The sequence below is a fragment of the Deltaproteobacteria bacterium genome (genome assembly GCA_005879795.1).
GTDB lineage: Bacteria > Desulfobacterota > Binatia > DP-6 > DP-6 > DP-6.
Genome location: VBKJ01000057.1, coordinates 1 through 12,236 on the forward strand (window position 1 = coordinate 1; position 12,236 = coordinate 12,236).

The window sequence follows — 12,236 nt, forward strand, 5'->3', positions numbered from 1 at the left end:
CGCGTCGCCTCGGGGCTCGTCCATCCCGTGCACGTCACCGCCCCGCGGCTCGATCCCAACCGGGTCTTCGTGGTGGAGCAGCCGGGCCGGATCCGGATCATCAAGAATGGCGCCCTGCTCGGCACCCCGTTCCTCGCCATCGAGAGTAGAGTGCTGAGTGCCGGCTCCGAGCAGGGGCTGCTCAGCGTCGCCTTCCACCCCGACTTCGAGACCAACGGCTTCCTGTTCGTGAACTACACGCGCCAGACCGACGGGGCCACGGTCATCGCGCGCTACCAGGTGAGCGGCAACCCCGACGTGGCCGACGCGGGGAGTGAGCACGTGCTCCTCACGATCCCGCAGCCGTTCGCGAACCATAACGGGGGGCTGAACGTCTTCGGCCCCGATGGCTTTCTCTACGTCGGCATGGGCGACGGCGGCAGTGGGTGCGATCCGAATGAGAACGCGCAGAACGACGCCTCGCTCCTCGGGAAGCTCCTGCGCATCAATGTCAGCACCGAGACCTACCAGATCTGGGCGAAGGGGCTGCGCAATCCTTGGCGCTTCAGTTTCGACCGCGCCACCGGCGACCTCTACATCGCGGACGTCGGCCAGAACCTGTGGGAGGAGGTCGACTATCAGCCGGCGCCGGCCGGGAGCGGGCTCAACTACGGCTGGGACTTCTACGAGGGGCGGCACTGCTCCTCTGGCTCGGGATGCCCGGATCCTTGCCCGGCCCCCACCGGCCTCACGATGCCCGTCCTCGAGTACTGCCACTCCCAGGTGGACCCGGCCTGCGGCAGCCACCCTCGTGGCTGCGCGATCACCGGCGGCTTCGTCTATCGCGGCTGCCGGATGCCGGACCTGCGCGGGACTTACTTCTACTCGGACTACTGCACGGCCTTCATCCGCACCTTCCGCGGCGTCCTCGGCGGCAACGCGCAGAACCTCGCTGACCGCACCGCGGACGTCGCGCCGGGAGGCGGCCTGTCGATCGGCAGCGTGACCTCATTCGGCGAAGATGCGCGCGGCGAGCTGTACGTCACGGACCACGGGAGCGGCGCCGCCGACGGCGAGGTCTTCAAGCTCGTCCCCGGGAGCTGAGCCGGGCGGGGCACCTCGTCCCGCGCGCCCGACACCTCTCCTCGCCTGACGGCATCGAAGGCGCGAGGAGGATGGACCATGCGGAGCGAGTTGATCGCCGCGATCGCACTGGCCGTGCTGATGTTCGCGCTCGCGCACAGCGGCCACGCGGCCGGCACGTACGCCCACACGAGCGAGCCCTTCGCGGGCGTCAAGGCGAACACGGGGACGGTCACGCACTCGACGGAGGGCGGCCGTAGCGCGCTGACGCTCTCGGACGACTTCGAGGTGCCCGACACCCCCGATCCCCACTGGCAAGTGGTCGACTCCAAGGGGAGGACGTACCTGCTCCAGCGTCTCCCGGTGAAGGGCGACAAGGTGAACCGCTCGATCATCGTGCCCGCCTACGTGCCCGACGTGGCCTGACCGCGCGCACGCGGCTGTACCGCATCCGCCTCAAGATCCCGGGCATTCGCCCGTGAAGGAGGAACGAGTCATGGCAGTTGGAGTCATTCGCACGCAGAGCAACGCCATCCAGGCAACGGCCACGCTGGAGGCGGTGGGGCAAGCCATCGTGCGCTACGGCCTCGTGCTGGTCGTCGGCTGGATCGGCGCGATGAAGTTCACGGCGTACGAGGCAGCGGGCATCCAGCCGCTGGTGGCCAACAGCCCGCTCATGAGCTGGATGTACGGCTTCCTGAGCGTCCGGGCGTTCTCGAATCTCCTCGGGGCGGTCGAGGTCGCGGTCGCCGTGATGATCGCGCTCCGGCCGGTGTCTTCGCGGATCGCGGCGGTGGGGAGCGGGATGGCGGTGATGATGTTCCTAACCACGCTCAGCTTCCTCTTCTCCACGCCCGGCTGGGAGCCCAGCCTGGGAGGCTTCCCGGCGCTGTCGGTCGTCCCCGGGCAGTTCCTGCTGAAGGACGTGGTGCTGCTCGGGGCGGCGGTGTGGTCGCTGGGTGAGGCGCTGAGCGCCGCCCGCACCTGATGCCCTCCGCGCACGCCAACGGCGCCGAGCTCTTCTACCTCGAGGTCGGGAAGGGTGTGCCCTGCCTCGTCATGCACGGCGGGCTGGGCGTCGATCACACCCAGTTCCGCGACGGGCTCGACCCGCTCGGGGATGTGCTGCGCCTCGTGTACTACGATCATCGTTGCAACGGCCGTTCTGGACGGCCGCCCATCGAGACGCTCACGCTCGAGCAGCTCGCCGACGACGCCGACGCGCTGCGGTCTCACCTCGGTTACGAGAGGGTCGCGGTGCTGGGGCACTCGTACGGAGGCTGCCTCGCCCTGCAGCATGCGCTGCGCCATCCACGCCACCTGAGCCACCTGGTCCTGGTCGGCACCACGGCGGCGTGGGACTACACCGAGGAGCTCGTCGCCGAGCTGCGGCGCCGCCGGCCCCGCCCCGCGGTGCTCGCGGCCTTCCTCGACCTCCCCGCGGACGACGCCACCTTCGCGCGGAACCAGGAGCTGGTCGCCGCCGCCCTCGGCTTTCACGCCTTGGGTCCCGCGCGCGCGAAGCGGCTCTTCGGCGAGACCCTCTGGAGCCCCGCGGCCAACGCGCGCAGCCGGGAGCTCATGGCGGGCTGCGACGTGGTGTCGCGCCTGGGCGAGATCGACGTCCCCACGCTCATCCTGAGCGGCCGGCACGACTTCTTCTGCCCGCCGTCGCAGGCGGAGCGGCTGCGGCGGGGCATCCGGGGCTCGCAGCTGGTCGTGTTCGAGCAGAGCGGACATTATCCGTTCGTCGAGGAGGCCGAGGCGTTCCGCCACGCGGTGCGGGCGTGGCTGGCGCAGCCCTCAAAGCAGGCCGCCAGGGAGCTCGCGTGAGCCCCTCAGCGCTTCCTGCCCCGAGCGGGTGGCCGCCGCCGCTCCGTCCGTTCGGTGCGGGCCCGTGCCGCAAGTTGGCGAAATCGAGGGAGCAGCTCCGGCCACGTGCGTCGAAGGTAGCGCGCGACGGTCACGCCGGGCGCCCCCGCCTTCAGCAGCGCGACAACGTCCGCGTCGTCCTGGATACGCGCCGTTTCGAGCTTCATGAGGATCAGGTGCTCCACCGGAACGACCGGCAGGAGCCGCCGGGCTCGCGACGAGCGCGCGAGTGCCCGCTCGTCGCCCTCGAAGGCCGAGCCGAGGAGGTCGACGTCGACGTTCGTCCGCTCGTCGCGCATCCTGGCCCCGATCGGCGTCCGGCCGCCCCGAAAGCCAGCGGCGCGCAACGCCTTCATCGCCCGCGACAGATCGCCAGCATGCACCAGGAGGTCGACGTCCTTCGTGAAGCGCTCGTAGCCGTGCTCGATCACGGCGAAGCCGCCGGCGACGGCAAAGTGGATCCCGGCCTCGCGCAGGATGCGGCCGACGCGCGTCAGCGTCTCGTCCACCGGGCCGACGGGAACCTCGCGCACCCATGCGGCCTGCAGGAGCTCGCGATAGCTGCGGAGTGCCGCGGCGCGCATCGGTTGACCTGCCGATTCTTTCCTACGCTTCCATGCAGCCCGAGTCGAGCCGTGGAGCGCTCGTGGGCGCCAGGAGCGGCGCCTCGTTCCGCTGCTCGCGCTGCGGCTTGGAGAACGCGCGGGGCATCCTAGTTGCCGTGCGCGTGCGGCTCTGTTTCGGGCGATCGGATGTTCTGAGGCGCCGCGCGGCGTGGTAGACACGTCCGCATGGAGTACGTCCGTCTCGGCCGCAGCGGGCTCCGGGTCAGCCGGCTCTGCCTCGGCACCATGAACTTCGGTCCGCTCACGAGCGAGAGCGACAGCTTCGCCATCATGGACCGCACGCTCGAGCGCGGGGTCAACTTCTTCGACACTGCCGACGTGTACGGCTGGCGCACCGGCGAGGGCGTCACCGAACAGATCATCGGCCGCTGGCTCGCGCAGGGCGGCGGCCGGCGCGAGCGGATCGTCCTCGCGACGAAGGTCTACGGGAGGATGGGCCCAGGACCGAACGACGGGCGCCTCTCCGCCTATCACATCCGCCAGGCGTGCGAAGGCAGCCTCCGCCGCCTGCGCACCGACCACATCGACCTCTACCAGATGCACCACATCGACCGGGACACGCCGTGGGACGAGCTGTGGCAGGCGATGGAGGTGCTCGTGCAGCAGGGGAAGGTGCTCTACGTCGGGAGCAGCAACCTCGCCGGCTGGCAGATCGCCCAGGCGAGCGCCACGGCGGCGGCGCGCCACTTCCTCGGGCTGGTGACGGAGCAGAGCGTCTACAACCTGGTGACGCGCATGATCGAGCTCGAGGTCATCCCCGCCTGCCGCGCGCACGGGATCGGGCTCGTTCCGTACAGCCCGCTCGCGGGTGGGCTCCTTGGCGGCGCCCTCGAGAAGGCGGCCGGGGGCCGGCGCGCAACCGAGCGGCAGCAGCGCCTGCTCGAGCGCCACGGCGACCGGGTAGCGGCCTACGAAGCGCTCTGTCGCGAGCTGGGCCACCATCCCGCCGAGGTGGCGCTGGCATGGGTGCTGCGAAACCCGGCCGTCACGTCGCCCATCGTGGGGCCGCGGACCATGGCGCAGCTCGACGCGAGTCTCCGCGCACTCGAGCTCCGGCTCTCCGAGGACGCGCTCGCGAAGCTCGACCGCGTCTTCCCGGGCCCGGGCGGTGAGGCGCCGGAAGCCTACGCGTGGTGAGAAGCGATCGCGCAGCTACAAGCCTGAAGGGCATCGCGTAGCTCGTTCCGACACCCTGCCTCCGGGTTGACACGAGGGCTAGTTTCGCCTAATGTTCGCCTCCCGCCCCCCACCATTACTATGCCGCTCCCGGCCTCTTCCCTCAGAAGCCTCGATCTCGTCCCGCCCGAGCATCTCGAGCCGCCGCCCGGTGACCAGCGGCGTCACCTCGTGCGTGACGAGTGCGCGCTCCTTCTCGACGGCTACCTCCGCCGCCTCGCGCGCCAGGAGGCGAGCGGCCGCCGCGTCCTCGGCGCCGTGGCCCGCGCCTTCCTCGGGCAGAAGGGCCAGCACGCGCTCGGCTTTGCCCGGGTCGGCGACTACGTGCGCGAGCGCCTCGGCCTCTCCGCCCGTGAGCTCCAGTCACTCGCGCACGTGAACGCGCGGCTGGCCGAGCTGCCCGACGTCGCGGCGGCCTTCGCAGGCGGCAAGCTCTCCTGGACGCAGGTGCGGTTGCTGGTCGGCGTGGCGACGCCGGAGACGGCGACGGCCTGGGTCGAGACGGCCCGCGGCCGCACGGTGCGCGCGCTCGCGGCCATCATCGCGCGCGAGAGCGGGCGCCCCGCCGAGCGCGACGACACGCTCGACGACGAGCCGCGCGTGCAGATTCGGCTCTCCTGCCCGCGCCGCGTGCGCGAGCGCTGGCACGAGGTCACCGTGCTCGCCCGCGCCGTCATGGGTGCGGAGGTCGCGCCGTGGCAGGTCGCGGACGCCGTGGCGGCCGAAGGGTTCTCGGCGCGCGACATCGAGCCCGAGGACCCGATGGCCGGGCTGCCCGGCCCCGAGTCCGATCCGCCACCCGAGCGCCTGGATCTCGACGAGACGCCCGCCGTCTTCGGTGACCTCGACTGGACGGCGGTCGAGGAGGCGTTGCCCGCGGACCTCGAGCGGCTGCAGGACGGCGCGAGCGAGGTGAACGCCTTCGCGCTCGACCAGCGGATGCGGGTGCTCGTCCGCGCCATGCAAAGGATCGACTGGCAGATGGGCCGTCTCCTGCGCACCTTCTTCGCGCTGCGCCTGCACCGAAACATGGGGTTCCCGTCGGCGGCGTCCTACGCGCGCGAGCGCCTCGGGCTCTCGGCCCGCAAGGCGCGGGCGCTGGTCGCGCTCGAGCGCAAGACGTGGGACGCGACGGCACTCCTGGCCGCCTACCGCGACGGCGAGCTTTCGTGGCTGCGGGCGCTCACGATCATGCCCGTGCTCAGCGAGGAGACCGCCGCGGCCTGGATCGCGCGGGCGAAGGCAGTCACGGTGCGCCGACTGGTGGACGAGGCGGAGTGGGTGGTCGAGCGGCGCGCCGCGGGCGCGTCCCCGGCGGTGAGCGAGCCGCCGCCGCCGGGGGCGTCGCTCGTCCTGCCGGAGCGGCAAATGCGTGCGCACGAGGAATGCCCGCCCCTCGACGCGGAGATCGTCTTCTTCGCCCCCGCCTCGCTCAAGGTGCTGCTGCGCGAGGCGATCGCGGCCTTTGCCGAGCCCCTCGAGCCGCCGTGGCGCGGCTTCGAGCGGCTCCTCGAGCACGCGTGGACCGAATGGCAGCAGCAGCCGCGTCACCGCGACCCGGTCTTCGCGCGCGATGGCTGGCGCTGCGCCGTGCCTGCCTGCACGTCGCGGCGGAACCTGCACGACCATCACCTCCTCTTCCGCTCGCGCGGCGGCGGCAACGCGCGCGACAACCGCATCACCGTCTGTGCCTGGCACCACCTGCGGGGGATTCACCAGGGGCGCGTGCGGGCGTGGGGGACGGCGCCCGACGACGTGACGTGGGAGCTCGGGGTCCGCCCGGGGTGCGCACCGCTGCTGCGGCTCGAGGGGGACGAGTACCTGGTCGAGCGTTGACACCAACCGCCGGCAGCCGGCATCCAAGGAGCCATGCCTGAAGGCGCCGTAGACGTGCGTCTCGCCACCGAGGCCGAGCTCGAAGCGGTGACGGCGCTCCTCGTCGCGCAGCTCCGCGACCACCACGTGGCAACCCCGGAGGCGAAGCTCGCCAGCGCGATCGAGGCGGTTCTCCGTCATCCCGAGCGGGGGCGGATCCTGGTCGCGATCGAGAGGGGAAGGCCCGTCGGCATGGCCGCGCTCTCCTTCGTGTGGCCGCTCGAGCACGGCGGCCGGTCCGCATGGCTCGAGGAGCTGTACGTCGAGCCCGCGGCGCGCGGGCGCGGCCTCGGCACGCGGCTGCTGCACGCGGCGCTCCGGATCGCGGCCGAGACCGGCGCGGTGGCCGTCGACCTGGAGGTCGACGCCGGCCACCAGCGCGCGGCCCGACTCTACGCGCGCGAGGGCTTCCGGCCGCTCGCGCGTGCCCGCTGGGTGCGCACCCTCGAGCCGGCGGCCGAGCCGCGAGCCGCGGCGCCACCCGCGGCGATCACGGGCGGCTGCTTCTGCGGCGCCATCCGCTACCGCGTGAGCGCCACGACGGGCGACGTGAGCCACTGCCACTGCAGCATCTGCCGCCGCACGACGGGCGCGCCGTTCGTCACCTGGGCGACGTTCCCGGCCGCCGCCTTCGTCTTCACCGGGGGGACGCCGGCGGAGCTGCGCGCCACGCCCCGCGCGCTGCGCCAGCTCTGTGCCGCCTGCGGCACGGCCCTCACCTTCCGCGAGACGGCGCGGCCGAGCTCCGTCGACGTGACCGTCGGCAGCATGGACCTCCCGGACGCCATCGTCCCCGCGGCGCACATCTGGACCTCGAGCCAGCTCGCCTGGCTCCGCCTCGGCGACGACCTCCCGCGCCACACGGGAGCGGACCCCGGCGAGCGCGACGTCGAGCCGTGAGGCCGCGCGTGAGCTACCGCGGTTCGCCCGTCCCTCGTCGCGAGGCCCCGGCGCCGCACTGCGGGCAGGTGTGTATTTCCTCGATCATCCCGCCCAGGATGGGATCCATCGCGGACGCCTCCTGCGCCCCGCTCGGGTGCACGAGCTTCTCGGCGTGATGATTCATCTCGACACCGCATTCGGGACACATCATCGGTCGCGATTCCGCCGCCATCCCCCCGCTACTCCAGTGCGACGTGCTCGCGGCCGTGGCGCAGCGTGCGCGCCATCCACACGAGCTCCTTCAGGAACTTGTCGATGCGCGGGAGATAGGCCTGATCGCGCAGCGCCCCGGCCTCGTCGAAGACGCTCTGCACGGCGGAGAAGTTGACGTCCCAGAAGATCGCGACCAGGCCGAGCTCCCGCAGCACGGGGAGCAGGTCCTGGATGCCGCGCGTGCCGCCGTACGGCCCTGCGGACACGCCGACGACGCCAACGGCTTTGTGAACGTACTCCTTCAGGCAGCTGTCGAGCGCGTGCTTCAGCAGGCCCGAGTACCCGTGGTTGTACTCGGGCGAGACCACGACCAGGGCGTCGGCGCGGCTCATCTGCGAGGAGAAGGTGGGGTCCTTGATCGCCTGGCCGGCGTCGTCGATGCGGAGGGGAATGCGCGCGAGGTCGATCAGCTCGGTCTCGATCCCCGGGCGGCGGGAGAGCTCGGACACGAGGAGCCTCGCGACCGGGAGGCTCATGCGTCCCTGGCGCACCGTGCCGAGGAGGACGGGGACGAAGAGCGCACGCCCGGGCTCGGTCACGAGGGCGCGCTCCGGGTGGGAATCACGGCAGGGACGAGGGCGCGGCCTCCGACGCCGATCGCCGCGCAGAAGGCGCTGACGAGGCCGAGCGCCACCGGGAGGCTCGTGACGTGTGCGGTGAGCCCGATCAACGGCGGACCTGCGAGGAGCCCGAGGTAGCCTATGGTCGCGACCGCGGCAAGTGCGGTGCCGGCCTGGATCCCGCGCACCTGTCCCGCCGCGCTGAAGAGCACGGGGATGACGTTCGAGATGCCGAGGCCGACGAGCCCACACCCGGCGACGGCGGCGGCGGGAGCGCCCGCGAGGAGCGCGCCGCCGAGCCCGAAGGCGGCCAGCGCCCCCGATGCGCCGAGCAGCCGGCCGGGGCCGAGCAGGCTGACCAGGCAGTCGCCGCGGAAGCGGCCCGCGGCCATGGCGAGCGAGAACGCGGCGAAGCCGGCAGCCGCCACCGCCGGGGTCGTCTCGAGCGTGTCGCGCAGGTAGACGGCGCTCCAGTCGGCCATCGCGCCCTCCGCCAGGAGGCCGAAGAAGGCGAGGACGCCGAGGCCGAAGAGCACGCCGCTGGGTCGGGCGAAGACGGGGGCGGCGCTCGCGTCGGCGGCATCCGACGGCACGAGCCAGCGGAGCGCGCGGCCCACCGCCAGGAGGGCGACCGCGGCGCTCGCGACCACGTGGCAGGCGGGTGGGACGCCGAGCCCGATGGCGAGGCCCGCGAGCGCGGCCCCCGCCAGCCCGCCCAGGCTGAAGAGCCCGTGGAACGACGACATGATCGGACGCCCGTACTCCCGCTCGACCAGGACCGCCTGGGCGTTCATGGCGACGTCGAGCGTGGCGTTGCTCGCGCCAAGGAGGACGAGTGACAGGGCGAGCAGCGGGATCGCCGGACTGATCACCGGCAGGGGAAGTGTCACGCAGAGCGCGATCGCCGCCATCGACGTGGTCGCCCGGCTGCCGATCCGCCCGACCAGCCAGCCCGCGAGCGTGAGGGCGAGCACCGAGCCCGCGGCCATCGAGAGCAGGACGAGCCCGAGCGCGCCGTCCCCGATCGCATGCTCGGCCTTGACGGCCGGGATGTGAGGCACCCAGCTGGCGAGCACGGCACCGTTGACGAAGAAGATCGTCGAGACGGACCGGCGGGCGCGGGCCGGGGTTGCCCCGCCGGTCATGCGCGGCGCCGCCCCTGGTCGGCGGAAACGGCCAGGGCCGGAGCGTCGTCGGACGCATGCTCCGAGCGGCCGAGTTCCCGCGCCAGCAGCGTCCTGAGCGCCTGCCGGGCACGGTGCAGCCGGATCTTCACGGCGTTCGGGGTCGACCCGATCGAGTGCGCGGTCTCCTCCGTGTCCATCTCCTCGATGTCGCGAAGGAGGATGACGGTCCGGTAACGCTCGGGGAGCTCGTCGATGCACCGGCGCACCATGGCGCGCGTCTGGCGCCGCTCGAGGAGGACGTCGCTCGGCGTCTCCCAGCCCACCACGCCCTCGGCATGATGCCCGTCGGCGTCGAAGCGCGGCAGGAGATCGTCGATCGGCTCCTCGCGCCGGCGCCGCCGGCTCCGCAGCCTCATCAGGGCGGTGTTGACGACGATGCGGTGGAGCCAGGTCGAGAGCTTGGAGTCGCCCGCGAAGCCGTCGATGGCACGCGCCGCCGACACGAAGGCCTCCTGCACGGCGTCCTCGGCCTCGTCGTCGTCCCGCAAGAGGCGGCGCGCGGTCGCGAGCATGCGGCCGCCGTGCTGGCGCACGAGGGTGGCGAAGGCGTGGTCGTCGCCACGGCGGAGGCCGGCGAGGAGAGGCGCGCTCTCGTCCATCACGGGATCGAGATTCATTCGGCTTCTCCTCCCATGTCGCCGAGCATCTCGCTCAGGAACGGGGAGCAGCTCGCGAGCAGGGCGCCGCGCCGGGCGACGCCGTGGAGCAGGCCGAGGCCCTGCGCGTCGACGAAGGTCACACCCGAGAGATCGAGCAGCAGGGGATGGCGCGCCACGAGATAGGCTTCACACGAGGTCGCCAGCTCCCTCACTTCGACCCCGGCGAGGCGGCCTTCGATGGAGAGGCGCGCCACTCCGTCGGTTCCCGGCACCCGTGTGATCCGCATCATGCCGCTGGCCAGGAGCAACCCTCATGCCGCGGCAGCTGCGGGGCGGCTGGCGGCGCACAAGCGCCGTCACGACGGGCGCTTGCGAGGTGATCCGCGACCCTTCGCGGGCGCCGCGCCGCCCGCGACATTTCGCGGATCTACGAAGCCTGCTCCTCACTCCGCCGGATGCCGAGCTTCTGCATCCGGCTGCGCAGCGTGCTCGGGTGCATGTCGAGCAGGCGCGCCGCGCCGTGCGGGCCGTCCACCCGCCAGTTCGTGCGCTTGAGAACCGAGAGGATGTGATCCCGCTCGACCCGCTCGAGCGGGGCGGTGCCGGCCGGGGCCGCGGACCGCGGCGGGGCGGCGGGCACGCTTGCGGGAAGGAGCTCGGGGGGAACCTCCAGGTCGGCTCCCGGGGACAGGATCACGGCCCGCTCGATGACGTTCTCGAGCTCGCGCACGTTCCCGGGCCAGGCGTAGGTGCCGAGTCGCGCCATCGTCTCCTGCGGCACGCGGGAGATCTTGCGGCCGATCTTCGCCCGGTAGCGGGCGACGAAATAGTGCACGAGTGGCGGGATGTCCTCCGGGCGCTCGCGCAGCGGCGGCAGGGTCACGGGGAAGACGTTCAGCCGGTAGTACAGGTCCTGGCGGAACGTGCCGTCGGCGACCGCCGTCGGCAGGTCGCGGTTCGTCGCGGCGATGACCCGCACGTCGACCCTCACCGTCTGGCTGCCGCCCACACGCTCGAACTCACGCTCCTGGAGCACACGCAGGAGCTTCGCCTGCGTCTCGGGGGGCAGCTCCCCGACCTCGTCGAGGAAGATCGTCCCGCCGTGCGCGAGCTCGAAGCGGCCGGTCCGGCGTTCCGTGGCGCCGGTGAAGGCGCCCTTCTCGTGGCCGAAGAGCTCGCTTTCGACGAGCCCGCTCGGCAACGCCGAGCAGTTCACCTTCACCAGGGGGCGGTCCCGGCGGGCGCTCCGCGCGTGGATGGCCCGCGCGACGAGCTCCTTGCCGGTGCCGGTCTCGCCCGAGATCAGCACGGAGGAGTCGGTCGCTGCGACGAGGTCCACCTGTGACAGCACCCGCTGCAGCACGGCGCTGCGGCCGACGATCTCTTCGAAGTTGTGGACGGCCTTGATCTCCTCCTGGAGGTAGGCGCTTTGGAGCTGGAGGCGCTGCTGCTCGGCCTCGAGCCGGCGACGTTCTCCGAGGTCGCGCAGGTAGATCGTGTAGAGCGGCCGGCCGCCGACCTGCGCGCACGACAGCGCCCCCTCGAACTCGAACTCCTCCCCGTCGAGGCGGCGCGACTTGAGCCCGGGCTCGCTGAAGCTGAACGTCTTCCGTCCCGTACGAATGTCCTCCATGGCCTGCGCGAGCGAGCGGGCGGCTGCCGGGGTGCCCAAGCGCATGACGGGGGTGCCGATCATGTCCGCCGCGGTACAGCGGAATACCCTCTCCGCCGCGGGGTTGAGGAGCACGATCCGTCCCTCCTGGTCGGTCACGATGATCGGGTCCAGCGCCGACTCGATGATGGCCGAGAGCCGCGCCTCGCTCTCCCGCACCGCCTGCTGCGCCTGGTGGAGCTCCGTGACGTCCTGGGCGATGGAGCGGGCGCCGGTGATGTGCCCCTGCTCGTCGCGCAACGGGCTCAGCGAGACCCGGGCCCAGTAGAGGCTGCCGTCCTTGCGCCGGCCCTCCACCTCGGCGACGAGGTCGCGCCCCTCCTGGAAGACCTCCCGCTCGAGCCGGGCGAAAGCTTCTCGGTTCTCGGGCGCGTCGGTGTGGAAATCGAGGGCGCGCATGCCGCGCAGCTCCTCGTCCGTGTAGCCGGTGATCTCGGGACCGCGGGCATTCC

13 protein-coding genes are annotated in these 12,236 nt (G+C 72.2%); 7 read left to right on the forward strand and 6 right to left on the reverse strand.

Annotated features, from left to right (window positions below):
* From E6J59_03060 to E6J59_03075, 4 genes are all read left to right on the forward strand, one after another.
* On the forward strand, nt 1-1,083 hold a 1,083-nt coding region (locus E6J59_03060), incomplete at its 5' end, for a PQQ-dependent sugar dehydrogenase (GenBank protein TMB22831.1).
* A 78-nt stretch (nt 1,084-1,161) separates the two neighbouring features.
* On the forward strand, nt 1,162-1,488 hold the full coding sequence (locus E6J59_03065; protein TMB22832.1) for a hypothetical protein: 327 nt from the start codon (nt 1,162-1,164) through the stop codon (nt 1,486-1,488).
* Nucleotides 1,489-1,558: 70 nt separating this feature from the next.
* Nucleotides 1,559-2,050: a DUF417 family protein gene (locus tag E6J59_03070; GenBank protein TMB22833.1), complete on the forward strand. Its 492-nt coding sequence runs from the start codon at nt 1,559-1,561 to the stop codon at nt 2,048-2,050.
* Nucleotides 2,050-2,895, forward strand: coding sequence for an alpha/beta fold hydrolase (locus tag E6J59_03075; GenBank protein TMB22834.1), 846 nt, complete (start codon nt 2,050-2,052; stop codon nt 2,893-2,895). Before E6J59_03070 ends, E6J59_03075 begins: the two co-directional genes overlap by 1 nt.
* A 5-nt stretch (nt 2,896-2,900) precedes the next feature.
* Here the strand turns inward: E6J59_03075 and E6J59_03080 are convergent, their stop codons facing one another.
* Nucleotides 2,901-3,518 carry a nucleotidyltransferase family protein gene (locus tag E6J59_03080; protein TMB22835.1) on the reverse strand — a complete coding sequence of 206 codons (618 nt, stop codon included), beginning with the start codon at nt 3,516-3,518 and terminating at the stop codon, nt 2,901-2,903.
* Nucleotides 3,519-3,725: 207 nt separating this feature from the next.
* On the opposite strand from E6J59_03080, the gene E6J59_03085 reads away from it, so the two are divergent.
* The 3 genes from E6J59_03085 to E6J59_03095 all read left to right on the forward strand — a co-directional run bounded on the left by E6J59_03085 (nt 3,726) and on the right by E6J59_03095 (nt 7,511).
* Nucleotides 3,726-4,697, forward strand: a complete 972-nt coding sequence (locus tag E6J59_03085) for an aldo/keto reductase (GenBank protein ID TMB22836.1) — start codon at nt 3,726-3,728, stop codon at nt 4,695-4,697.
* A gap of 120 nt (nt 4,698-4,817) precedes the next feature.
* Nucleotides 4,818-6,572, forward strand: a complete 1,755-nt coding sequence (locus tag E6J59_03090; protein ID TMB22837.1) for an HNH endonuclease — start codon at nt 4,818-4,820, stop codon at nt 6,570-6,572.
* A gap of 33 nt (nt 6,573-6,605) precedes the next feature.
* On the forward strand, nt 6,606-7,511 hold the full coding sequence (locus E6J59_03095; protein ID TMB22838.1) for a GNAT family N-acetyltransferase: 906 nt from the start codon (nt 6,606-6,608) through the stop codon (nt 7,509-7,511).
* 221 nt (nt 7,512-7,732) lie between these two features.
* On the opposite strand, the gene E6J59_03100 is transcribed toward E6J59_03095, so the two are convergent.
* The 5 genes from E6J59_03100 to E6J59_03120 all read right to left on the reverse strand — a co-directional run.
* Nucleotides 7,733-8,242, reverse strand: a complete 510-nt coding sequence (locus E6J59_03100) for an NAD(P)H-dependent oxidoreductase (protein ID TMB22843.1) — start codon at nt 8,240-8,242, stop codon at nt 7,733-7,735.
* Between the two features lie 59 nt (nt 8,243-8,301).
* Nucleotides 8,302-9,471, reverse strand: coding sequence for an MFS transporter (locus E6J59_03105; GenBank protein TMB22839.1), 1,170 nt, complete (start codon nt 9,469-9,471; stop codon nt 8,302-8,304).
* Nucleotides 9,468-10,130 (reverse strand): sigma-70 family RNA polymerase sigma factor, encoded by a 663-nt coding sequence (locus E6J59_03110; protein TMB22840.1) that lies wholly within the window; start codon nt 10,128-10,130, stop codon nt 9,468-9,470. Before E6J59_03110 ends, E6J59_03105 begins: the two co-directional genes overlap by 4 nt.
* Nucleotides 10,127-10,384: an STAS domain-containing protein gene (locus tag E6J59_03115; GenBank protein ID TMB22841.1), complete on the reverse strand. Its 258-nt coding sequence runs from the start codon at nt 10,382-10,384 to the stop codon at nt 10,127-10,129. Before E6J59_03115 ends, E6J59_03110 begins: the two co-directional genes overlap by 4 nt.
* A gap of 155 nt (nt 10,385-10,539) precedes the next feature.
* The coding region (locus E6J59_03120) for a PAS domain S-box protein (GenBank protein ID TMB22842.1) at nt 10,540-12,236 on the reverse strand (1,697 nt) is incomplete at its 5' end.